Source organism: Alteromonas sp. ABH4_457, assembly GCF_056160625.1.
Genome location: NZ_JBSWXN010000006.1, coordinates 471,501 through 494,599 on the forward strand (window position 1 = coordinate 471,501; position 23,099 = coordinate 494,599).

18 protein-coding genes are annotated in these 23,099 nt (G+C 47.1%); 7 read left to right on the top strand and 11 right to left on the bottom strand.

Annotated features, from left to right (window positions below; translation table 11 throughout):
- Positions 1-72: 72 nt before the first annotated feature.
- A complete protein-coding gene (locus tag ACXAGR_RS17475) occupies positions 73-2,853 on the bottom strand; it encodes a TonB-dependent receptor (protein WP_474844205.1) in 2,781 nt (926 codons plus the stop codon).
- 632 nt (positions 2,854-3,485) lie between these two features.
- Between ACXAGR_RS17475 and ACXAGR_RS17480 the strand changes: the two genes are divergently transcribed.
- Both ACXAGR_RS17480 and ACXAGR_RS17485 read left to right on the top strand, forming a co-directional pair.
- A complete protein-coding gene (locus ACXAGR_RS17480; protein WP_474851553.1) occupies positions 3,486-6,293 on the top strand; it encodes a glycine betaine ABC transporter substrate-binding protein in 2,808 nt (935 codons plus the stop codon).
- Positions 6,294-6,443: 150 nt separating this feature from the next.
- The gene (locus ACXAGR_RS17485; RefSeq protein WP_474851555.1) at positions 6,444-7,505 is read left to right on the top strand and encodes a tyrosine-type recombinase/integrase; all 1,062 of its coding nucleotides are present in this window, start codon (positions 6,444-6,446) and stop codon (positions 7,503-7,505) included.
- 13 nt (positions 7,506-7,518) lie between these two features.
- Here ACXAGR_RS17485 and ACXAGR_RS17490 read toward each other — a convergent pair whose 3' ends face one another.
- The 4 genes from ACXAGR_RS17490 to ACXAGR_RS17505 all read right to left on the bottom strand — a co-directional run bounded on the left by ACXAGR_RS17490 (position 7,519) and on the right by ACXAGR_RS17505 (position 14,150).
- Positions 7,519-7,872, bottom strand: a complete 354-nt coding sequence (locus ACXAGR_RS17490) for a HopJ type III effector protein (RefSeq protein ID WP_474851556.1) — start codon at positions 7,870-7,872, stop codon at positions 7,519-7,521.
- A 49-nt stretch (positions 7,873-7,921) separates the two neighbouring features.
- Positions 7,922-10,336 carry a glycosyl hydrolase 115 family protein gene (locus tag ACXAGR_RS17495; protein ID WP_474851558.1) on the bottom strand — a complete coding sequence of 805 codons (2,415 nt, stop codon included), beginning with the start codon at positions 10,334-10,336 and terminating at the stop codon, positions 7,922-7,924.
- A gap of 78 nt (positions 10,337-10,414) precedes the next feature.
- Complete coding sequence (locus ACXAGR_RS17500; protein WP_474851560.1) at positions 10,415-13,114, bottom strand: TonB-dependent receptor; 2,700 nt, start codon at positions 13,112-13,114, stop codon at positions 10,415-10,417.
- Between the two features lie 241 nt (positions 13,115-13,355).
- A complete protein-coding gene (locus ACXAGR_RS17505) occupies positions 13,356-14,150 on the bottom strand; it encodes a 3-keto-disaccharide hydrolase (protein WP_474851562.1) in 795 nt (264 codons plus the stop codon).
- A 263-nt stretch (positions 14,151-14,413) separates the two neighbouring features.
- Between ACXAGR_RS17505 and ACXAGR_RS17510 the strand changes: the two genes are divergently transcribed.
- The gene (locus ACXAGR_RS17510; protein WP_474844198.1) at positions 14,414-14,764 is read left to right on the top strand and encodes a DUF4870 family protein; all 351 of its coding nucleotides are present in this window, start codon (positions 14,414-14,416) and stop codon (positions 14,762-14,764) included.
- Positions 14,765-14,766: 2 nt separating this feature from the next.
- On the opposite strand, the gene ACXAGR_RS17515 is transcribed toward ACXAGR_RS17510, so the two are convergent.
- The 3 genes from ACXAGR_RS17515 to ACXAGR_RS17525 are packed head-to-tail and all read right to left on the bottom strand — an operon-like array spanning position 14,767 to position 17,868.
- Positions 14,767-14,913: a DUF2256 domain-containing protein gene (locus ACXAGR_RS17515; protein ID WP_474851564.1), complete on the bottom strand. Its 147-nt coding sequence runs from the start codon at positions 14,911-14,913 to the stop codon at positions 14,767-14,769.
- Positions 14,900-16,441, bottom strand: coding sequence for a cryptochrome/photolyase family protein (locus tag ACXAGR_RS17520; protein WP_474844197.1), 1,542 nt, complete (start codon positions 16,439-16,441; stop codon positions 14,900-14,902). The genes ACXAGR_RS17515 and ACXAGR_RS17520 overlap by 14 nt, the downstream gene beginning before the upstream one ends.
- 2 nt (positions 16,442-16,443) lie before the next feature.
- Positions 16,444-17,868, bottom strand: a complete 1,425-nt coding sequence (locus ACXAGR_RS17525) for a cryptochrome/photolyase family protein (protein ID WP_474851566.1) — start codon at positions 17,866-17,868, stop codon at positions 16,444-16,446.
- Positions 17,869-17,955: 87 nt separating this feature from the next.
- On the opposite strand from ACXAGR_RS17525, the gene ACXAGR_RS17530 reads away from it, so the two are divergent.
- From ACXAGR_RS17530 to ACXAGR_RS17540, 3 genes are read left to right on the top strand one after another with little or no spacing between them, the layout of a single operon-like run.
- On the top strand, positions 17,956-19,254 hold the full coding sequence (locus tag ACXAGR_RS17530; RefSeq protein ID WP_474851568.1) for a DASH family cryptochrome: 1,299 nt from the start codon (positions 17,956-17,958) through the stop codon (positions 19,252-19,254).
- On the top strand, positions 19,242-19,517 hold the full coding sequence (locus ACXAGR_RS17535) for a deoxyribodipyrimidine photo-lyase (RefSeq protein ID WP_474844194.1): 276 nt from the start codon (positions 19,242-19,244) through the stop codon (positions 19,515-19,517). Before ACXAGR_RS17530 ends, ACXAGR_RS17535 begins: the two co-directional genes overlap by 13 nt.
- Positions 19,474-19,848, top strand: a complete 375-nt coding sequence (locus ACXAGR_RS17540; RefSeq protein ID WP_474851570.1) for an FAD-binding domain-containing protein — start codon at positions 19,474-19,476, stop codon at positions 19,846-19,848. The genes ACXAGR_RS17535 and ACXAGR_RS17540 overlap by 44 nt, the downstream gene beginning before the upstream one ends.
- Here ACXAGR_RS17540 and ACXAGR_RS17545 read toward each other — a convergent pair.
- Positions 19,845-20,105 (bottom strand): hypothetical protein, encoded by a 261-nt coding sequence (locus tag ACXAGR_RS17545; protein ID WP_119501366.1) that lies wholly within the window; start codon positions 20,103-20,105, stop codon positions 19,845-19,847. The genes ACXAGR_RS17540 and ACXAGR_RS17545 overlap by 4 nt on opposite strands.
- A gap of 131 nt (positions 20,106-20,236) precedes the next feature.
- On the opposite strand from ACXAGR_RS17545, the gene fabA reads away from it, so the two are divergent.
- The gene (gene fabA / locus ACXAGR_RS17550; protein WP_119501365.1) at positions 20,237-20,755 is read left to right on the top strand and encodes a 3-hydroxyacyl-[acyl-carrier-protein] dehydratase FabA; all 519 of its coding nucleotides are present in this window, start codon (positions 20,237-20,239) and stop codon (positions 20,753-20,755) included.
- Between the two features lie 60 nt (positions 20,756-20,815).
- Here the strand turns inward: fabA and rmf are convergent, their stop codons facing one another.
- Entirely contained in the window at positions 20,816-20,992 is a 177-nt protein-coding gene (gene rmf, locus ACXAGR_RS17555; protein WP_070124638.1) for a ribosome modulation factor, read from the bottom strand.
- Positions 20,993-21,337: 345 nt separating this feature from the next.
- On the bottom strand, positions 21,338-23,098 hold the full coding sequence (locus ACXAGR_RS17560; protein WP_474844192.1) for a DUF3466 family protein: 1,761 nt from the start codon (positions 23,096-23,098) through the stop codon (positions 21,338-21,340).
- Between the last annotated feature and the right edge of the window lies 1 nt (position 23,099).

The window sequence follows — 23,099 nt, forward strand, 5'->3', positions numbered from 1 at the left end:
CAGAAATGCAGCATGGAGAAAAACTAAAAAAGGCAAGCGCATTGCTGTGCCTGCCTTTGTCGAGCTGAGAACTTAGAAGCTGGTGCGTACACCCACGGTATAACGTGCTCCGTTATCAATCATCTGAATGAACTGTTCGCTGTAACGACCGTGACGACGTAACTCTTCACCAGTTACATTTATACCTTCAACAAAAACCGTGAAGTTTTCGTTGATATCGTAACTGGCACTGACATCGAACTGACCGTAGGTTTCAGTGAAGCGCGGTTCTGTGCCACCCAGCGGGCTAACCAGATCCTGCATAAAACCTTCTCGGTTGTTGTAAGCCACACGAGCCTGCATTGGACCCTGTTCATAGAACAGGATGATGTTTTGTGAATCACCCAGACCTTCCAGCGCGAACACCTGGCTGTTGTCTTCGCTATCCAGTGATGCATCGCTGTTTACGATAGTGGCGTTAGCCTGAATACCAAAACCGCTGTCGAAGGTGTGCAGCCACGCGATTTCCAGACCATTCACGTCAGCTGTTTCGCCGTTGTCAGGTAGACGAACGGTGAAATCGTAAGCACCACTTGCCAGATTCAGGGTGCGGGTTTCGAACGACGCCACAATGAAGTCTTCCACTTCTTTCTTGAACGCCGCTACAGAAAGGTAGCTGGTATCGGCATAGTACCATTCCAGTGAAAGGTCGAAGTTAGTCGACAGGAAGGGCTTCAGATCAGCGTTACCGGAATCTGCCTGCAGGTTATTCGGACGGGTCACCGAGACATTGAACACCGGCACCAGATCGCTCATGGTTGGACGGGTCAGCGTTTCAGAGAAGCCAACGCGCAGCATCAAATCATCGGTGAGATCCATTTTCGCATTAATGTTAGGCAGCAGATTAGAATAGCTGTTGGACTCTGCAATCGGCACACCTTCGTTGGTGGCATACACATCGCTGTAGTCAGACGGGTCGTTTGGCACAGGCACCACGTCCAGCAGTTCACGACCGTAACCGGTTGTGGTGGTGTCAGTCTCGCTATAGCGCAGGCCGAAGTTAATATCCACTGGCATGTCAGAAATCAACAGGCTGAAATACATCTGTGCGTACAGGCTGATGACTTCTTCATTCACTGAGAATGAATTGCCGGCAAGCGACGGGCTGTTCAGGCCCTCAGCATCAACGATGGCACGTACTTCATCAAAAGTCTGGCCGGTGTTATCCGCTACCTGCTGAATTGCCTCGTCTGACACGGCATAGTCAAAATACGCTTCAGGATCGTAAGCAATCCACTGCTGACTGGCGTTTGAGAAATAGTTTTGTGGTGAGTAGATGTACAGCAAGTCATCCGGAATATCAGTTTGATAACCACAGTACACGTTACACAGGCTGGACGTCAGACTGTTGTTGTCTTTGTTCCGATCCTGATAGTACGCACCGAATTCCATTTTCGAAAACGCATTACCGGAATCAGGTAACCAGGTGAAATCCGCACGATATTCATCGATAGTGTCTTCAATATCGTAACCTTCACGGTTGGTGACGTGCATACGACCGGCCGGAATGTTGGTCAGCGCGTCTGTACCGCCTTCGATATCAATCGTGGGCGTTTCACCGGAAAAGTCCAGGCTGTAAGAGTTGTTATAGCCCACTACAGTAAAGTAGTTATTACCACCGCTATTGTTTTTCGCCGTCGACGTTGAGATATCGAAGGTTGCTGTGAAGTAGTCATTTACCAGCCATTCATAGTTGATACCGTACGCCTGGATCTCCACGTCACGGGAGTCGCTGCTCTGAATGAAGTCGGTTGCACCACCCACGCCATCTACTAATGTGCTGTCCAGAGAGGTAACGGTGCCGTTTTCATTCACTTCAAGATTATCAAGGTTGCTGTCCGACAGCCAGTGACCAACGGTGTTACGACGGGAGCCTACTTCAAATTTAGAGTAGAGCGCGTCGACTTTGATCATCATGTTGTCTTGCGGCGCATATTGCACCACTACGTTCCCGCTAGTGCGCTGACGATCCGCCAGATCTACAATCTGGTCAAAGTTTTGCGGAACGTATACGCCGTTGAACTGCTCAGAATCTGCATACTGAGGGTCATCAGTTTGAGAACGATTGGTCAGGCTGACATTCGAGCGCCAGTCGCGTACCTGAAGAATATTGGTCTGCGCTTTACGTTTTTGCAGGGAACCGGCTACCAGCACCCCGAGCTTGTCATCCATGAACCGGTTAGTGATCAAACCGGAAATCTGAGGCGAGGTTTCTTCCGAAATCTCTTCATACATGCCCTTCACACTGGCTGCACCGGCAAACCCGTCAAAATCGAATGGATTGGCTGTAGTTACATTAACCGTGGAGCCGATACCACCTGCCTGCAGCGAAGAAACCGGGCTTTTATATACATTAGCGCCGCTAATAAGTTCTGCCGGTAAGGTATCAAAACTGAATTCTCGCCCCTGGTTTTCCGTGGCGATCTGGCGACCGTTGATCAGAACGGTGTTAAACTGCGGACCAAATCCTCGAACAGTAATAAACTGGCCTTCACCACCACTACGGTCGATGGCTACACCGGTAATGCGCTGTAGCGATTCCGCGACGTTCTGATCGGGAAACTTACCCAGGTCTTCTGCCGAAATACCGTCAGATACCACATCTGACGCTTTCTTGTTGAGCATAGACTCTTTCAGCGAGTTTCTGAATCCACGCACTTCAATGACTTCAGTGTTTCCGGCATTCGCTTCTGCTTCATCACTTTGCGCCATAGCCAGAGGCGTGCCCAGAGAAGAAAGTATTGCCAAATATAAAGAACTTTTCAGAAAAACTCTTTTTTTATTATTCTTATTGAATTTTGTATTTGCAGTCATGTATGTCTCCTTCAGAGGGCAAACGTCTGCCCCGCTTCCTCAATGTGTCAAAAATATGTGCAGAATCACTCGAATGCATCACCGCATTTAAATAGGACTCAAGGTTATACGTTTACCCTTGCAAATTAAATTTTTCATTTTTATATATAAAAATGGATTTCATGTCCGGCGTCTGACCTGTCCCGCGAACCGCTTGAATAAATTAGCGGAAACTGGTTTGTATTCTGCAACAATTTATTGATCCCAGTTTGAATTGAGCACTCGAATCTGGGAGCAAAACTAAGGTAAAACGTTAACCCTAGACAAAGGTATAATATGTGAATGAATGGCTAATGTAAACGAAATGTTCAATTTTAAAATATATGCACACAATTGAAGAACAAGCCAAGGTCGGACTTAACATGATTGCAACACCAAAAACGACCATATACACTTCCAGTGAGTTTTAGTTCTTTAAATCCATAAAGTTCTCAGCACCCGTTTGAACATACACATACACATACACCTTCAATTCAAAGAAATTAGAAAATAAACAAAAGTAAAACATGATACTATTCAACAGATTAAAAGGTCATTGAGTAGATAAACGTCTATCTCCCGCCGCTAAAATACAGGATAAAGGAGCTATCTTCTTGCAGCATCTCGTCATTCAATTTATGCGTTCACCCATAGTGTTAATGTGCGCCTCTATTCTTTTGTGGATGCTTTATCCGCCGGTGGTTAACTACCTGATAGACCGCTCCAGCCCAATCTTTGTCGCTGCTACTTCGCATACGCTGGCTGCTATTTCTACGCTTGTGGTCGTCATGGTCATGTTTGCAAAGCGGCAACAAGGCTTTTTCTCTGATATTGCAGTCCATTTCAAAACACCGGCGCTGCTTGTACCCACGCTGTTTTCCGGTGCCCTTATCTGTGCAAACCATCTGCTTTTATATGCGGCACTGAACATGTCGCAGGAATTTGATGTTATTGCCATTCTCATATTCGAAGCCTGGCCAATTGTATTTTTTTACATAGACAGCACGTTGCGTAAAAAGCACAGAACAACCACGGCGAACGATTATATTTTCTCTGCAGCAGCGTTTGCCGGTTTCATCGTTCTGATGAGCCCGAATCTGGATATTGCAGACTGGCTGCTGCTGGAAAGTCCGATGATAAATACCATTTTACTGGCGGCATCAGGCGGGCTTGCTATGGCAATTAACTGCTATATGCGCATGAAATGCATGGATGCCTGGTCTGCTATCTCAGATAAAAATGCTCTCAACCTCAGTTCATTGAATAAAGCTTTACTGACGGAATCAGGTGTTCGTTGTGTAGCTGCCCCCGGTATGCTCTCCATCCTGTTTTTGTTTGGCGATACGGCAAATCAGTTTGATTATATGGATTATGCGTTGGTGGCCTTTGCCGGTATCGCTATTCTGGCACTGGGAAGTTTGCTCTACGACTTATCCGTGTTTTCAGCGACGAATGCGTCTGTCAGCGTGTTCTGGTATTTCATGCCTGTTGGCGCGGTAGTGATCCTTGCTCTGTTACAGGGCCGATTACTCAATCAATATGAAGCGGTTGCATCCGTTCTTATTGTGTCGGCCAATATTTTTCTCGGGCTGCGCTTTCCTCTGCGTTCATCGCTGCTCATTCTTTTCAGTACCGTATGCATGGTGGGGATATGGGTGTTATTCGCGCCAACTTATCCCATTGACTCGTATTACGATTTACTCGCTGTATCCACGGTCTTTTTTGTTCTGTTGGGTACCTTTGCTCTTGAGCGGACAACATCCCTTAACCGGGAACGGGAACGTTTGCTGGTAGAGTTTAATGATTCGGTGATGCAACTCCCCTCCTCTTCACCGTCCGGCGGCGTATCTGCTGAGAAGTACAAAGCACTGATAAATAATTATATCGTTAAACATTTATACGTGTTCTTACGGGCTTTTAACGGCGCAAAGGATATGCGCAATGCTCAGCTGGAAATTCAGGACATTAAGAAAGTACTGATTGCCGGTACTGAAAATACTCCGATATATCGAGAGCGTTTGCTGGATAATTTCCAGGTGGGTCAGAAACTGATGACCATGGAAAGTGACAGAATTCCACCGGAAGAACTGGTCATTCTCATCTTGCTTGGCGCAACGAACGTCTTCTTCTCACTCATATTTCGTCCTGAAAGTTTCTCCACGGCATTGTTTGCGCTCATTCTGGCTACTTCGGTTATATTTCTCATTCTGGTTATTAATGAACGGAATCAGTATATCCAGATACGCCACGATCACGCGCTGGTGTGCCGTGACTTACTGGAATATGCAGACGAATTTAAGCAGAAATCAGACGCCCCGGAGTTTGACGTGCAGCATGAAGCTGTAGAGCGTACTTTGAGCCTGAAAACGGTCGGTCCCGAAACCGTGAGTCACAGTTACTGGATTTTCAGTATTTTTGTGTTTTTGTTTTGTGGATTCGGCTACGGCTTTTTATATGAAACGCTGGATGATGTGAAACGGGATGAGTCAGCGCCCATTCTGTCGAAGCGCGATTTAAATAACGCAGAACTGAATATTGCCTTACTGGACTGGCCGACCGCTCAAGTTAAAGCTCATATTCTTGCCACGATTATTAATGAACACACAGAGTCGCGGGCACAGCTCATCAACGTTACTCATGAGCAAGCCTTTAAACAGATGGGCCAACACGACGGCGACATTGATGTGCATCCGGATATCTGGCTGGCTAACAATGCCGACCTGATCCGCCGGTATGTGCGGGCGTTCGAAACGGTTAAATTGGGTGAAAGCGCCGGCATGGGAAAACAAGGCCTCTGCTATACCGATTTTACAGCGCCGGCAACGTTAGCAGTAAACGATCTGGTTACTCCGGAAAACGCTTCACGTTTTGACTTGTCCGGTAATGGACGTGGTGATATTTGGGTGGGAGCCAAAGGCTGGGCATCAGTGGCAATTGAGAAGCGACGTCTCAACGCCTATGGTCTGGATGCGTATTATGACTATCACGTGTTTGACCTGGACTTACTGGAGCAGCTGATTAACCGCAACAATCAGAATGAACAGCCAGGCTTATTCTTCTGCTATTACCCTGATGCATTGTTTGGAAACCGCCATGTACATTTCGTTGAAGAGCCTGCACATGACGCCGCAATATGGCAAGCCATTTTCAAAGCTCAGGGACTCAATAAACTCAGCACAGGTACCTCCTGGCCGCAAAGTGAAATCAAACTGGGTTTTCGTTCACAACTGGAAGAGCGTTCCCCCGAGCTGCTGAAGCTGTTAAACCGGTTTGTGATTGATGACGCGGAACTGGTGACAATGCTCTCCGCTGTAGAAAATGGTGAGGATATTGAAACCGTGTCTCAACAATGGGCTGACAATCATAAAGATTTGATCCTTGAATGGCTGACGGGTTTTACTTTACGGGATAGCGCTGAATAGGCTTTCCCTGCCCGAAACACACAAGAGCTGTATTTATATACAGCAAATATCAATTTAGATATACTACCGGCATCGTACTCCCACGTATGCCGGCTTTTATCCTTCATGCGTGCCATCCGTTTAAATACCTGTATATTTTAAGGAGCTGACATGAAGTTGCCGGCATCTCAGCAGTTACAGTTTACAGACTGTTACCGCGATGCTGTGAATCAGTACTTCAATGATATTTTCTCACGGTTACCCCGTAATACGCAGCGTGCTTACATCAGCGATTTCAACGAGTTTGTTATATTCTGTGAGCAATCCGGATTGAGCGGATTCAATGCTTCATTTGAAAATAACGAACTCTGTGTCAAACGTTATGTAGAGATGTTATGTCAGTCACCACTGGCTTACCGCACCATCAAACGCAGGCTCAGTGCGTTGAGTAAATTTCTGGGTATTGCCAAATTACCGAACCCCATTGTGCAGTCTGTCTATCTTAAAGACTTCATCCGGCTGTCGCTGGCTGAAAATGAGAAATACCAGTTCAGTCACCATCAGGCGGTACCGCTGACACTGGATTTGCTGGAAAAAATTAATGATCGGGTGATCCCGGACACACTGCTGGAAATGCGCGATCTGGCCATGATTAATCTGATGTTCGACGCGCTGCTCAGGGCCGATGAAGTCGTTCGCGTTTGTATATCTGACATTAATAAGCGTACTAACGCCCTGCTCGTCTTAACATCAAAAAGTGACCAGACCGGCAAAGGCCAGTACAGGTACATTTCTCCCAATACGCTGGATATGATTGACGAGTATGTTGCTGAAGCGAATTATGACGCTCAGCAAAAAGTTGAGCGAAGTGAAGATGATCCGCGAAGGATAAACAAAGGCGTGTTGTTCCGCCGCGTCTCAAACAGAGGCCACGCTCTGTTGCCTTATGATGAAAGTGAGAATTTCAAACAGGCCCCGAAGCTGGATTACTCGAGCATTTATCGCACCTGGAAACGCATTGCTGCACTTGCTGGTATTCAGGAAAATATCACCCCTCACAGCGGTCGTGTGGGAGCGGCGGTTTCACTGGCAGAAAATGGCGCCACGCTACCTGAAATGCAGCTTGCCGGAGGCTGGCGCTCTCCGGAAATGCCCGGTCACTATGGCCAGCAGGCGGCTGTTAAACAAGGCGGCATGGCCAGACTAACCAAGGGACAAAAGCGCCGGGGTTAGATAAACAGGCGCTTTATTTTTCCGCTAAGGGAAACGTATCAAACTGCAAACCGTCGAATCCTGAGACCATGAAATTGCGAATATTTGCGTGGTCGGTACCTTCAGGATGCTTAAGCACATCATCACGGTAGTAACTGCCAAAAAGTGCGAGTGTCTGCGCCTGTGTTAACCCTAATAGCTGGCCAAGGGCCAACAGTTTACAGGACCCGTTATTTTGATTCGTTTCATTGTTTACTGTGCCATTACTAAAAGCCGAAGGCGTGAAAATGTAGTTATCGTCAACAAACGAAATCACATCGCTGAATACAATTTCATCCGGTGCGCTGGCCAGTTGAGAGGTTAACGCTTCAACACTCCTGAAAGACATAAGAACTCCGCTATTTAAAAAACAGCCGGCATTGTGCCCTATTCTCTTATTAAGAACCACGTTCAGATAGCCAGACCTCATCAATGACAATACCGTTTTGATTCACTGAAAGGGTCACATTGTGAGCACCCTTACTCAGCCTTCCCAGATTGACACTATTGTGAATGCGGTTGTTCAATACGCCCTGCTTCCACTGCTCGCTTCGTCCTATGGTGTTCAGCGTGAATATCGTCACTGGTTTTTGTGCCAGAGATATTGCAATCTCATGAGAAAAATCATTGGAATGCACAGGTAACGTGGCAACGTTTAACGTTACATCCTGTGCAATATCAAGGTTGAACTGGTAAGTAACAGCGGCCTTTTCTGAGAAGTATTGTTGCTTCAGCGGATAAAGTGTTAATGCTTTGCCGGAATAGCCCAGATCTCTCACTTCCTGCCAGCTGTAACCCTCAGGTGAAATGAACTTTACTGATGCCGGTTTGATTTGCTTACTTTGGGATCCGTTGTTGACTCTTTCTCGCTTTTGTTTTTCGTCATCCGTCAACGTAATCAGTTCCGGCTTGCTAAAAACCGGCAGTTTGCGCGGTGCAGCATCCATCATGCCGGCCCATTTGCCGTCAGACAATCTGTTATATTGCTGAGTTAGCCCGTCGATAGTGTTATGTGCATCCAGTGCTTTTTCCATCAGCTTATCAGCTACAGATTGTGAGACTGTAAAAGCAGCTTTGTGTCTGAACAGCCACTTTTTATTCATTTCTGATGCCGCCTGCACCGGATAGCTCATAAGTTGAAACCAGGCTGATTGCTCTTCTGGCTGAATGCCTTTGCCCAGTTCAAAAATGGATGTCTCAAGCTTTTGGTATTGCTGAAGACGATTTTCAATGGTTTTGCCGTCCCAGCCGGATAATTGGGTTTGTGTCGTGGGTTCGGTTTGACTCCATCCCATGAATTCCGGGCGACGGATAAAGGCCAGATGGTAATAGTCAAATAATAGCTCTGCGGCATATCGGGGTTCAGAAATCGCAAAGTCTCTGCCCAACTGATAAGAAGCGAACATCTTTGCGTCAGACACTTTATCCGGCCCGTACCACCCGAGATGTAAGAACCATTCCATATTGTATTCAAGGGGTTTGATGTCACCCACATTGGCTATCCAGATACGGTCAGCACCATTTTCAAATGCACGTTGCATTTCAAACTGTATTAACGCGGGGTGGGTACTGCTCAGCCATAAATAATCATGGGGTCTGCCCCAATAGCTTAAATGGTAGTACACCCCTGCTCCGCCTGACCGTGTTTGTTCAGCATGGTTGCTGTGCCGGCGGATATAACCGTAGTTATCATCAGGCCACACCAGTGTGACATCGTCAGGCACAGATAATCCCATTTCGTACAGTGAGAGTACTTCTTTGTAAGGCGTAAACATTTGCGTAAGCGTTTCAGCGGGCTTTCCAAAAACCGCTTCAAGTTGTGCACGCTGGGTATTGATAGCCTGCTGTAAAGTGTCTTTGGCTTGCTGCTGTGAATTGGTACCTTCCATTCCGCTGTCATGAATGCCACGCATACCCAGGGTAAACATCGCCAGATCAGACATATCACTGACTTGCACAACACGGCTTCGCCAGTATTCATTGACCCTTGCCGCATTATTGGTGTAATTGAAATCACCTGATTGCTGCTTGTCCCATTCATCCACATTGTTTCTTAACATGGGTTCGGCATGAGAACTGCCCACATGAATGTGGTAGCGCTGCGCCATCTCCTTGTTGCCCGGCACAGTGAAGAAGGCACGGGTACCCGGATGCATGGCAGGCCAGATGGTATTGGCTTTTAATCTGAGCAGTAACTGAAAAATTTTTTCATAAGTCCGGGGCCCTATATTGGCAGTATCCGGCTCGAATGTACGAGACGCCCATGGAAGTAAGCCCCAGTCTTCATCGTTAATGAAAATACCGCGGTACTTCACAGCAGGACCTTCAACAACCGGTAACTTGTCCAGCGTTAGCGGCACGTTGGCTTTTTTCACCGGCACATCCGCCCACCATTGCCACGGTGAAATACCCATTTTTTCGGCTAACGTAAACAGACCGTATACCGTGCCCCTAACATCAGCACCGGTGATCACCAGAGTGTCCTGGTTTGTGTGAATGGCAAATGCTTCATGATTACCATGAGGAAATGCACTGGCATTGAGTAGCGGTAATGAGCCATCAACGTTTATGCGAATAAATGGTGTTGAAGCTGTCTCGTCATCGCTTTTGACCACAACAAAAGTCGAACCGGTGCGGGCAGATAAATCATCCGCCACATCTTTGGCGGCCCATTCAATGAGCGGATCACGGCTTTGTACAACAATAAAACGCACAGACGGTTCATCGACCGAAATAGTGAACCGCTCTCCCGAAGAAAATACGGCATGTGACGCAGACAACAGAGCCGCGAAGAGAAAGCAACGTATGAACATAGTGAGCCTGGCCTGAATAAAGTGTTGCGGGGTAAGGATAGGGTCATAAGAACTTATGACCCCGTAACGTAAAGCTGCCTAGTTGTGATATCGCACGCCAAGGAAGAACTGTCTTCCCGTGTTGTTATATTCCCGCACCATGTCCAGCGAACCGTCGCCGGTGACGAACAGCCGTGAATACTCATCCGTCAGGTTGATGACTTCAAAGGAGAACGTCAGCTTTTCAGACCAGTTATAGAACGAGGAAAAGTCGATATTTGTGGGACCCGTTACCCCATTTTCAGCATTGCCGGTGATGCCGGGTACTTCGATAAAGTAGTCATCCCTGCTGTTTGCCGACAGGCGGGCACCATACTTCTCTGTTTCGTAGTACAAGGTGAAATTGTAAGAATTCTCGGAAACACCTACGATTTCACCGGAACTGACACGGGTATAGTTCGCCACTGTCCCAAAATTATCGAAGGGCGCGGGCAGGAAGTTAAATGGCTGCTGGTAGCTGATTTCAAAGCCGTTTATGGTTGTACCGTCGCCATTGTCATAGGAATAATGGGTATAAGGTTCGCTGAACGGATTAACCGTTATCGCGGGATCATAAACCGGATCGTTATTGATTGCCGTGTAATAAATACTGTCGACCAGTTTTTCTTCCTGTGTGCTGCGAATATAGGTTTCTATGTCTTTATAAAACAGTGTGGCAGACAATAACGATTCTTCGTCAAAATACCACTCTACGCCAAAGTCCACATTGTTAGACACGTAAGGGTCAAGGTACGGATTACCCACCGTCACGAAACCTTCAATGTAGCGAAAAGCAGGATTGCCCGGGTTCAGCGTATTTAAGCTGGGGCGTGTCATTGACCGCGTCAGTCCTAAGCGCACGATGAGATCATCTGCAGGCTCCAGTGCCAGATTCAGAGCCGGTAAAAAGTTCTTATAGTCATGTTCAGCGACGATGGTTTCTACAGAATTTTCCAGCCGGATATATCCCGTTGACGTGGCGGTGGTATCGACATATCGCATACCAAAGTTGGTACGCAAAATCATATCAGCGATATCGAAGTCTGTATTAAACTCCAGATAAACGGCCATGGTCTCTTCTTCTACCTGCGTGTTTTTCTGATCCTGAGATTGCCAGTTGAGGGGGCCGATAGCGTCTTTTACTGCATCAAAATCAGCCACTACAAAATGAAACAAATTTCCGTCAAAGCCGTCGCCAAAATTACTGATGGGCAGCATTTCTGTTAAGCCTTCTGCAGATCCCGTAGAAAAAGTTGGCAGACCGAAATATTGGCGGGAGACTTTGCGGTTGTTGTAGGCCACACCGGCCTTAACTTCGACCATATCCGCCACATATTTTCCATCAAATTTAGCGGTCAGGTTTTCTTTATCAGTCTGATCCTGAAAATCATAAGAGGACAAGTTGTACAAGGCAGGATCATTATAATCGAACTGGAAGTCGAGCAGCGCAGCATTGGGGTTACCCGTAAAATCGAAACCGAAACTATGCGGCTCAGTGCTGTCCATAATGTGACGAAATTCATCACGGGAAAAATCAATTTCTGCATACCCCACCATAGCATCCACAATGAGACGATCTGTTAAGCCAAACTCTCCCGATAACACATACTGATTAAATGCTGTATCACTGGTGGTCTCACGGCTCTCAACCCGGTTAGTTATGCCATCAAATTCGCCGGCAATAATTTGCTGGCCATTGGGCGCTACGGTAACCGATGTTGGCGTGATTTGATTAAAGTAATTTCTGAACATTGCGTACATGTGATAGTACGAGCGCTCATTTTCCAGTTGTGAATGTAAGTAGTCGAAGGTAAGTAACACATTATCAGACGGTGCATACTGAAATGAAGAAGTAATACCCAGGCGGGTCTGTTCGTTACCGAAATAATCCGGCCGCGGGATCCGGGGGGCATATAAACAATTGATGGCGTCCACATCCGCACCATTTAACTGACAATCACCACCCGACGGCGACCCGGTAACGTTTGTACTGCTGGTGTCCGCGTAAGTCATATTATTGTTAACGGGCGTTTGCCAGCCTACGGTTCCGAAGCCTTGCTGGTTAACGTTCCGGGTCGAATAAGCCAGTGAGAAAAGGACACCAAACTTATCATCGTCAAAGGTATTGCTCACCATTACCGCCGTGCGGGGGGTGGTCTCTTCGGAGACATCGTTGTAGTTCGCCTGCGCTGAACCGGCATAATGAAATCCGGGATTATCAAAAGGCTTGGCGGTATACAGATTTACAGAACCCGCGATACCACCTTCTTCCATTGATGCAGTGGGAGATTTTTGCACGTCCACGCGATTAAATAATTCAGACGCAAATACGTTGAAGTCAAATGCACGCCCGCCGCTCAGAGCAGAAATTGACGAGTCCAGCTGATCGGTTTCCGCCGGTATTTCCATACCGTTCAGTGTTGCACGGGTAAAGTCCGGGCCGAGGCCCCGCAGTGTGATACGTCTGCCCTCGCCGCCTTCGCGGCTGATTGAGACACCTGAAATGCGTTGCAGCGATTCGGCTAAGTTTAGATCAGGGAACTTACCAATATCTTCGGCGGATATGGACTCCATGGAATTCACGTTAGCGCGTTTTGTAAGCAGGGATTTGTTCAGTGAGCTTCGAAAGCCTTTTACTTCGATAACTTCTAACTGATCGCCGGTAGCGCTCTCCTGTGTGTTGTCCTGAGCGAGCGCATTTGTAGTTAAGCCGGCATGCAATACGGTAATAATGGAGAGTGACAGTTTCTTCAATTTCATAACGGATCCTTTGAAGAGTGAAACGTCACACATTCAAGCCGCATGACCTTTCACTATTTATTTACAATAAATTCACGTTAAATTTGAAGATATTCAGGGTCAATCAAAAACAATTATATGACGTCATTTTGTGTCACCGGGTTTCAATTATGAATAATTTCCCGCTGACAAAACTATTTTACAACGCAGGAAACGCTTCAGGCAGTGACCGGTGAGAGTGAGCTTTGAATAGGCTGACCATTCACAGTATTTTTAAGTAAATATTCTTAAAATCAATGGGCTGCCCTTCACTTTGAAATGCAATATAACCTGACTTCAGGTTTTTCATCTGTTCCCATGTCGCCGGGTTTTCACCGGTGACCAGATCGTCCTTTTTAGCGAGAGCTAAATCATATTCAAGAACCACATCTTCATTGATAAGTTGAGTAACGTGCCCGTCTTTAACGATCAATTCGCCTCTCACCCATTCACCGGCGGGGAACGTGGGCGATGACGAGTTAAGGCAGTGTTCAGGATAAATGTCGCCCTGATAATAAATTTCTGTACCGGGCGAACACATATTTCCTGTAGGTCTTACTACACCGGCTTCACGCTCAGCCAACAGCTGCATTTCCACCGAAACCGGCCAGTTTTGATCCGTGAGGATGGAATCAGCAGACTGACTGGCAAACATTACACCACTGTTTAATCGTGCGTAGCCCGGGGCGCTTTCGAGAAAGTCTCCGGTAAAGCGGTACTCAAATTTGAGATGAAAGCTGGTTAATTCAGCTTCATAGAAAAGATGGCCGAATTGTTCGTTGAAGTCATCATAGCTATCATAACGTACAAGCAGCATATCTCCTGAAAACCGGAATGTGTTGGCAAAATTTACCCCTGAAGGATGATGATTAATTTTTGCAGTCCAGTTTTTCTGTTCTGCCGGCGACAGTAAATTTTGCCAGTCATCATTGTTGTTTTGAGTCGTTGAGCAGGCAGAAAGTGTCAGCAAGCTACTAAGCAGAATAGCAGAATTAGAAACAGGTAATTTTGTGATCATAGGGATACCAGTGATGTCGGTTGAACTGACTTGTCTATCACTGTCCCGGTACACAGCCAATGTAAACCGTAGTTTTTCTGTAATAAGTTTCAATTGTAAAACTCAAAAAAAGCAAAACTTAATCACAGGAACTTGCCATCAATCTATACAGAGCATTGCATTTTGTCCGGTTTCATCGCACTATTTCATGACTATTTATCAAGCCGCCTTTCTAACCGACTGAAAATAGTATGGAAAAATAACTTTAAAAAAGGATAAATAAAATGAGCGAAATTCCCGCGAACACGAATGCATCAGGCAGCACTGCCAAAATTGTCTATATCCTGTATCTGGTAGGCATTTTATTTGGTATCACCGGCCTTGTGGGTGTTGTGATGGCCTACATAAATAAATCAGATGCACCGGAATGGCTGCAAAGCCACTACCGTTTCCAAATCCGTACTTTCTGGATAGGTTTCCTCTATCTGGTGATCGGCTCGGTTCTGTCTGTTGTGCTGATAGGCTGGCTGGTTATTCTTTTCTGGGTTGTCTGGCTGATTGTTCGTTGTGTGAAAGGCATGAAATATCTTGATAACAATCAGGCCCATCCGGATCCTGCGGGCTGGATGTTCTGATATCAACCGTCGTGCCGGCTTTGTTTATTGCCGGCACATCTTTTAGAGCAATATTTTACCGCTTCCCAGTTCCGTTCCCACTTTTTGCGCCATGTAAATGGCCGCTGGCAAACCGGACACATCTTCTGCGGTAAATCAGACTTCTTCATTTTTACTCAGTTTTGTCAGAAAGCGTTGACCGTCATCCCGCATTGCCGCTATTTTCTCTTCCGCCATTCTGTCGTAGCTTTTATAGACAAGCGCCATTCTCGGGTTCTTCCGTAACTTGTCCTGATGGGCATCGAGAAAGCGCCAGTACAGGTAGTTGAACGGACAGGCTCCTTCCCCGGTCTTTTTCGATACACTGTAACCACAATGTTTGCAGTAATCAGACATCTTATTAATGTAGCTGCCACTTGCTACATAAGGTTTGCTTGCGAGATTGCCGCCATCGGCGAATAAAATCATGCCGGACACATTAGGTAACTCTACCCACTCGTAGGCATCTGCGTACACCAGCAGATACCATTCCTGTACTTCAGCGGGTGATAACTCACACAATAATGAAAAATTACCTAACACCATCAAACGCTGAATATGGTGTGCGTAGGCATGTTTTTTAGTGTCAGTAATACACTGACGCAGACAATTCATATTGGTGTAGCCGTCCCAGAAAAAGTCGGGCAAGGTTCTTTTTGCATTGAAATAATTATCTGACTGTAACCCCGGCATGAAATGCCAGTAAAACCCCCGCACAAATTCACGCCAGCCAATGATCTGCCTTATGAAGCCTTCTACAGAATTCAGTGGTGCTTCACCGGCATGCCAGGCGGCTTCTGCCTGCTGAACCACCTCCCGGGGACTCAGCAAACCGCAATTGATGTAAAAGGACAGATGGGAGTGAAACAACCAGGGCATGTTGTGACGCATGGCGTCCTGATAGCGACCAAAGTCCGGTAGCCGTTCGTCAATAAAGCGGTTTAATACCTCAAGTGCGCCGGCACGATCGGTGGCATAATGAAAATCATCTAATTCACCGAAGTGATCACCGAACTCTTTTTCAACCAGACTGATCACGTCCCGTGTAATCACATCGGGTTCAAATTTTACCGGTGGTGGCGGAGTGACACTGGCGGGCATGGACTCACGGTTTTTCGCATCGTAGTTCCAGTCTCCCCCCGCCGGCGCACCATTTTCCATAAGAATGCCGGTTTCTTTGCGCATTTCCCGGTACCAGAATTCCATACGAAGGGTTTTCCGTCCTTCAGCCCATTCAGCAAACCTGGCTTTACTGGCGTAGAACCGTTCGTCGGGTAACAGCTCCACAGGCACACCGAGCTGACTTTCCCACTGCTGCATACTCTTCAGTAAACGGTATTCACCCGGTTCAGTTACAACGATATTATCAACATCGTATTTGCTCACCAGCGCTTTTACTTCATTCAGCAAGCTCCCCTGATTGTCAGGGTCATCGTACTTCCTGTAGTGCACCTTAAAGCCGTCATCTTTCAGTTCTTCTGCGAAATGCCGCATAGCTGAAAATAAAAATGCAATCTTCTTTTTATGGTGCTTCACATAAGTGGCTTCTTCTTTCACCTCTGCCATCAACAAAATATCGCGGGTTTTCACCGCGTCAGTGATCACCGGTAAAGTGGCGGTGAGCTGGTCGCCAAGTATCAATCGCAGAGTACAGCCCATGGTTACCCCTTAATTTCATTAAAGGCGTCCAGTGCCCGTTGTCGTGACGCTTTTAAATCTACCAGAGGTTCTGGATATTGCTCTCCGAGCACGATACCAGCCTGTTTGAGCGTTGCCTTGTCCGCTTCCCAAGGCTTATGAATATATTTGTTGGGCAATTTTTTCAGTTCGGGACACCAGGTACGTACGTATTCGCCCTGCTTGTCGAATTTCTCCCCCTGCAACACCGGATTAAACACCCGAAAATAGGGCGCAGCGTCGGCACCCGACCCTGCCACCCACTGCCATCCGGCGGTGTTATTCGCACCGTCAGCGTCAGCCAGACAATCCCAGAACCAGGCTTCTCCCTCACGCCAGTCGGTAAGTAAGTTCTTCACCAGAAATGAACCGGTAATCATCCGTACGCGGTTGTGCATATAGCCGGTGTGCCATAATTCCCGCATGCCTGCATCGACAACAGGGATACCTGTGCGGCCCTTCTGCCACGCTTCCAGATCATTCTGACTCCGGCGCCATGGAAACTTATCGAACTTCTCATTGAAGTTCTTATCGGGGAAGTCAGGAAAATGATAAATAAGGTGGTGGGCAAATTCCCGCCATCCCAGTTCACTCAGATAGGTATCGATATTCTTATCATCACTGTTGCCAAAGGCATCCTTAATGGCATACCAGATTTGATTAGGAGATATTTCTCCGGCATGAAGATGAGGGCTGAGCAACGATGTGCCCTGCACTGCCGGAATATCCCGGTCGGTTTTATAATTCGCTGCGGCTTCGTCTATGAAGGTAGCAAGCCGGTCGGCTGCACCGTCTTCTCCCGGTGTCCACATTTTTTCAATGCCATCGTACCACTGAATATCAGGCATCAACCCGAGTTCATCAATTAACGTGCCTGCATTGTCCACGTCCGCGTAAGTGATTCTGGCTACCGGCGCCTGGGGAAAACGTGGCTCAGCGGCCTGTAAGCATCCTTTACGGTAAAACGGCGTAAATACCTTATAGGGTGATCCTGATTTATTCTCAATGTCCCAGGGCTCCCACAACAACGAACCATTGAAACTCTTCACCGTTATGCCGTCATCTTTCAGAGCCTGCTTCAATTTTTTGTCTCTGGCCACATGCCAGGGCTCATACAACCGGTTCCAGAAGATATGCTGCACATCGAACCGTGTCATGAGTTCAGGAATGAGTTCTGCCGGATCGCCGCTGAATACCTGCAGATGACCGTTAAGACGATCATTAAGGGAGTTTAATGATTGATGTAACCACCATTTAGTTACACTACCGGGAAGTCGTTTTTCCGGTACAGACGTATCTGCAATATATACTGGGATAATTTTTCCAAGGTCGCAGGCGGCGTTAAGCGCGGGATTATCTTTCACGCGCAAGTCCTGGCGGAACCACATAATGCTGACGGGTACCGGCACGTTGTTATCCTTTTTATTCAGAATGATGCAATAGATACGGCATTGTAATAAATCTGATTACAAACGGGTGAAAATTAAGGTTTTGTAATGAAAACATCGCACTATACAAAAAGCAGTTATCCGGCCCGTGTGAAGGGCATTTTCTGGTTCCGTCAGGATTTACGGCTTGACGATATGCCGGCACTGGAAGAGATGTGTCAGAACGTCACGGAGTTGCTGCTGGTGTATGTCAGAGATAGCCGGCTGTCAGAAACAACACCTTTCGGCACACAACGCACCGGCGCAATCAGGGAACAGTTTATCGCTGAATGTCTGGATGAACTGGATGATGCCCTGGTACCTCTTGGCCAGAGGTTACTTATCCTTGAAGGTAACCCGGCTGTTATCATTGCAGAACTGATAAAAAAATACGATGTAAGCTGGCTTGGCGCACATGTGAATCCGGGTTTTTACGAATTGCAGGACTGGCAACATGTGGTTGATGCTTGTGACGGTATTAATACGGTGTGTAAAGATGCCGGATCCCTGTTTAATCAGTCTTCGCTCCCCTTTTCTCTTAACGAAATGCCCGGGCAATTTACACAATTCCGCAAGCAAACAGAGAGGAACACAATACCGGAGTTACCATTAGATCCTCCGGTATCATACCCACCGCCCTTCGCCACCGAAGTGCAATCTGTGACGGCTGTACATGAGAAAAGCAAAACACCTCCTCTTTTTCGTGGCGGAGAAAATGCTGCGCTGGAACGGCTGAATGTGTATTTATTCAAACAACGGCATGTGCTGCGTTATAAAGAAACCAGAAATGCGCTGGATGACGAAACGGCCAGTACACGTTTCTCGCCATGGCTTGCGGCAGGCGCTTTGTCTCCCCGCCGGGTATATTTTGAGCTCAGGCGTTTTGAAGATGAAGTGGAAGCCAATGAGTCCACATACTGGGTTTATTTTGAATTATTGTGGCGGGAGTTTTTTCATTTTGCCCAGCTTAAGCCCGGCAAAGACTGGTATCTGCAAGCAGGACTGCGGGATGAAAAACGTCCCTGTCACTACGATGCGGACAAAATAATCCGTTGGCAACATGGAAGAACCGGCTACCCGATTGTTGATGCCTGCATGCGGCAACTGACGCAAACCGGTTTCATGTCTAACCGCGGCAGACAACTGGTTGCCAGTTGTCTGGTCCATGAGCTGGGACAAAACTGGCAATACGGGGCGGCCTGGTTTGAACAATGTCTGGTAGATTACGACCCCGGCAGTAACTGGGGTAACTGGCTCTACCTTGGAGGAGTGGGTCATGATCCCCGTGGTCACCGCCAGTTTGACCTTGAAAAGCAGACGAATATGTATGATCCGGACCGGACATTTATCAACAAATGGCTGAGCTGAAGCCCGATATTGCGGTGGGATGGCTCAAACGGGATTTGCGTCTGCGCGATCATGCCCCCCTGAAAGAAGCCGTCCGGAGCGGTTTGCCGGTGCTGTTAGTATTCTGTTATGAGCCGGAACTCATGCAGGATCCGCACATGAGTGACAGACACTGGCGCTTCATCTGTCAGAGTATCACCGATATCAACGACCAGCTGACGGGATCTGCCGCAGATTCAGATGCAGGCCAGTATTACCGGTATACACATCGTCAGGTTATATAATCCTGCAACCCAGTCGGCCAGGCTCGATCCTGAAGCTGTGCTTATAAAAAAATGGGTCCCGGAACTAAAAAATCTGCCGGCAGCGCTGTGTCATAATCCGGCAGATATTCCGCCGCTGGAAGCAGCGATGCTGGATTTTGATATACAACGGGATTACATGCTGCCGGTGATTGATATCAGACAGCACAATAAACAAACCGCAGAGCGGCTGTGGTCTTACAGGGAAAGAGAAGAGGTGCTCAGAGAGTCAGCCCGGATCGTCAGCCCGGATCGTCAGAAAGCACACGACATCCGCGAGTCCTTCCCGGCGCTGGTTAAAATCCGGGGCTAGCGCTTCTGATCTTTAAGCCACTGATTCAAAAGACGGATTTGACCACACTTGTAGGCTGCATAGGTTATGCGTAACGCGTTGGACAGTACTTCACTGTCACTCCATCCGGTTTTATCGCTGATTTCTTTATAGCACTGCATGGCTTCGGGGCTGACATAGCCACGAACCATTTTTTTTCCTGCTGCTTTTTGTCTTTCGCGGAAACGACGCTGTTTTTCAGCATTGGCGGAAGGATTGGCTTTTTTCTTTTCAGTCATACCGTTGTCATCTCGTGGTTACGTGCACAGTGTAACATGTAAATTTTCACAATAAATGACTGTTCAGAGTTGTTTAGCGTACAAGTGTTCGCTAAATTACCACGCTGAAAATCTAACAACAAAGGGATATCATGTCCGACAAACAAAATAGTTTTAACCGTGAAGACTTGCTGGCCTGTAGCCGCGGTGAAATGTTCGGGCCGGGTAATAGTCAATTACCGGCTCCTAATATGCTGATGATGGACCGTATCAGTCATATCAGTGAAGAAGGCGGTGAGTACGATAAAGGCGAAATCATTGCCGAACTGGATATCACGCCTGATCTGTGGTTCTTTGATTGTCACTTCCCGGGTGACCCTGTAATGCCTGGCTGTCTGGGTCTGGATGCCATGTGGCAGCTGGTGGGTTTCTTCCTTGGCTGGAGCGGTGGCCCCGGTAAAGGTCGTGCTCTTGGCGTAGGTGAAGTGAAATTTACCGGTCAAATTCTGCCTACGGCTAAAAAGGTAACCTACCGCATCAACATGAAGCGTGTAGTTAAACGTAAACTGTTTATGGGTCTGGCTGATGGTCAGGTTGAAGTAGACGGCCGTGTTATTTATACCGCAAAAGATTTGAAAGTCGGTCTGTTCCAGGACACGTCTAAATTCTGATTTTTTTCAGGTATAAAAAAGCCCCGTTAAATCGGGGCTTACCTATACTGAAAGAGATGCTTAACGCACGTTGAATCCTAATTGTCTGTCTTCAACGGCTTCCCTCCAGCCTCCGAGCCATTGTGACCTGGCGTCAAAAGCCTGAAATGGACAGTTCTCCTTTGAACGACCGCTGATACCAGCTTGATACCCTTTTGCGTGTGCACGCGTCAATTTATCTCTTTTTTGTCGTTTCATTGATAAGCCTCTTTTGATTATTTAACTGTGCCGTGATTGACTATCGGGCTCTCCTGTCAGTATGGGTTGATGGTGCCTTCAAGTTTTTTCACGCACATATATGTGATAGTGCAGAGGCAGGCTTGGTTCAACTTAATTAAATTTTTTTTGGTATTGACAAATAGTAAGTTAATGAAAATTTGTCTAATTTAATGTTACATTTTTTTGTCATAAATATTACGTTTTTTAAAACGTCAAACTATATGTACAAAAAAACCGCACATTGGTGCGGTTTTTGATAGGCTCGCTGTACATATTTAGCACAGTTTACGTGCTATGCAGCGGCTAAACAGTGCTCATTTCACATTACTGTTTACGTCGTCTGAACGCGAGTAAGCCGCCTGTTAATAACAGCCACCATGGAGAAATTGCCGCACCTTTACGCTCGTAAGCCACATCGTCAATTTCATCTTCAGGAATGTCACAGGTCTCTACTTCACCGTTTTCCAGCGGCGTGAGTTTCACTGCAATAATGGTATCGTCGATGGGCGTTTCGCCTTCATCGTCAATCACTTCCACACCCGTTACATAACGTTCACCGGTACGGTAGCGGGCATTTGCAATAATCTCATTGCTGTCATTGATACCAATGGCGTCGACAATGGTGTATACACTGTCACAAGGTAACAGATCGTTCAGATCCGTCATTTCTTTCGCTTCAATGTCGTACATGAAGCCGTGGGTTTCACGGTTTGTATCAACAGTGGAGTCGTATTCTGACGAGCCAACCACAATGTTGTTATTGTTGATGCCTTTACCTTCTGCGCCGGCATTGGTAAAGAAGCCTTCCGGATAAAGAGCTTCACCTGTGTCCAGGTTGTAGACGAACACACGGTTACGGGCAGTATCATTAGGGGCACGTAGTACGTAACCTGTTACCCAGTTGTCATTGTTAATGGCAACTGCTTCAGACATGATATTTTCGTCACGGGGTAACATTTCGGTTGTTTCGCCTTCTGCATAACTCACTGCAACATTCAGGCGCTCATAGCTATAACCTGAAGGACGGCGGATGTAAGCAATTTCGTCAAGAGATGACGCACCTACAGCGATACCCTGATCATTAATATCCTGCGCCAGCGACCAGTATGCAGACTCATCATCGGCATCAGGTTCAAACACAAGCGGATACGTATCTGTAGTAATCGTGTTGCCGTTAGCATCTAACTGCCAGACAGTGGCACGGATGTGCACACCCGGCGTTGAACGGTCGCCCACGGCCGGTAAACGGAAGCCGTAGGTAGATGTATCTGAAGATGCGTCTACACGGATACTGCGGTAGCAATATTCCACAGGAATGTCACCACGGGTTTCTTCTTCTTCACAGGCTTCAATGGCGTCATCAATGCCTTCAATGTGGTCAACCATGCTGTTGCCCACAACCTGAAGATTGTTGTTAATGGCAAACGCCTGACTGAGGCCGTTTAACGTATCATCTTCAGAAGCCAGCAGTTTGGTTTCACCGTTTACACTGACAAAGGCCGTAGACTTGATGTCGTTAAGTACATAAGTGGTATCGTTGCCGTCTTCATCTTCATAATCCAGCTCGTAATACGGGCCTTCAGTTGAGCCGGTAACATAATCACCGTTCAGACTGTCACGTGCATAGGTTGTAACCGCATGGGCGTAATCATCAAACAGTTCCGACCACGCATCCAGACCGGGGATGAGATCGGCATCTGTCGTATCTGTGATATACGAGCGGTAAGGCGTCAGGTGCTGGTAAACAAAAGCATTCCGGGCAGTCGTGCTGTGAGACAGTAAACCGGTAACAATCGTGGTGTAATCCACATCTGAGAAAATGCCCTGTCTGACGTCGTCTTCACTTTCGAAAGTCGATGCATTGTTGTCGATAAATCCGGATTCTTCCAGAAAATCGAGGTCGATGGGTGGATTAAATTCTGCTGATGTCATCGTCACCGTGAAGCCGGACTCGTCGATAGACTGGGCAAAATTGTTAATACTGATATCCCTGACTGGTACAGGTGTGACTGTATAGGTGGCGGCCAGGGCAGAAGCTGACGCAGTGGTCATTGCCATGGCAGCGGCAAGCTGTGTTAATTTCATT

What these genes read in the sequence shown, in the direction of transcription:
- ACXAGR_RS17530 (WP_474851568.1), top strand. Translation starts at nt 17,956, where the DNA reads ATGAAAACATCGCACTATACAAAAAGCAGTTATCCGGCCCGTGTGAAG.
- ACXAGR_RS17560 (WP_474844192.1), bottom strand. Translation starts at nt 23,098, where the DNA reads ATGAAATTAACACAGCTTGCCGCTGCCATGGCAATGACCACTGCGTCA.
- ACXAGR_RS17495 (WP_474851558.1), bottom strand. Translation starts at nt 10,336, where the DNA reads ATGTTCATACGTTGCTTTCTCTTCGCGGCTCTGTTGTCTGCGTCACAT.
- ACXAGR_RS17500 (WP_474851560.1), bottom strand. Translation starts at nt 13,114, where the DNA reads ATGAAATTGAAGAAACTGTCACTCTCCATTATTACCGTATTGCATGCC.
- ACXAGR_RS17475 (WP_474844205.1), bottom strand. Translation starts at nt 2,853, where the DNA reads ATGACTGCAAATACAAAATTCAATAAGAATAATAAAAAAAGAGTTTTT.
- ACXAGR_RS17485 (WP_474851555.1), top strand. Translation starts at nt 6,444, where the DNA reads ATGAAGTTGCCGGCATCTCAGCAGTTACAGTTTACAGACTGTTACCGC.
- ACXAGR_RS17540 (WP_474851570.1), top strand. Translation starts at nt 19,474, where the DNA reads ATGCAGGCCAGTATTACCGGTATACACATCGTCAGGTTATATAATCCT.
- ACXAGR_RS17510 (WP_474844198.1), top strand. Translation starts at nt 14,414, where the DNA reads ATGAGCGAAATTCCCGCGAACACGAATGCATCAGGCAGCACTGCCAAA.
- ACXAGR_RS17515 (WP_474851564.1), bottom strand. Translation starts at nt 14,913, where the DNA reads ATGAAGAAGTCTGATTTACCGCAGAAGATGTGTCCGGTTTGCCAGCGG.
- ACXAGR_RS17535 (WP_474844194.1), top strand. Translation starts at nt 19,242, where the DNA reads ATGGCTGAGCTGAAGCCCGATATTGCGGTGGGATGGCTCAAACGGGAT.
- ACXAGR_RS17545 (WP_119501366.1), bottom strand. Translation starts at nt 20,105, where the DNA reads ATGACTGAAAAGAAAAAAGCCAATCCTTCCGCCAATGCTGAAAAACAG.
- rmf (WP_070124638.1), bottom strand. Translation starts at nt 20,992, where the DNA reads ATGAAACGACAAAAAAGAGATAAATTGACGCGTGCACACGCAAAAGGG.
- fabA (WP_119501365.1), top strand. Translation starts at nt 20,237, where the DNA reads ATGTCCGACAAACAAAATAGTTTTAACCGTGAAGACTTGCTGGCCTGT.
- ACXAGR_RS17505 (WP_474851562.1), bottom strand. Translation starts at nt 14,150, where the DNA reads ATGATCACAAAATTACCTGTTTCTAATTCTGCTATTCTGCTTAGTAGC.
- ACXAGR_RS17490 (WP_474851556.1), bottom strand. Translation starts at nt 7,872, where the DNA reads ATGTCTTTCAGGAGTGTTGAAGCGTTAACCTCTCAACTGGCCAGCGCA.
- ACXAGR_RS17520 (WP_474844197.1), bottom strand. Translation starts at nt 16,441, where the DNA reads ATGGGCTGTACTCTGCGATTGATACTTGGCGACCAGCTCACCGCCACT.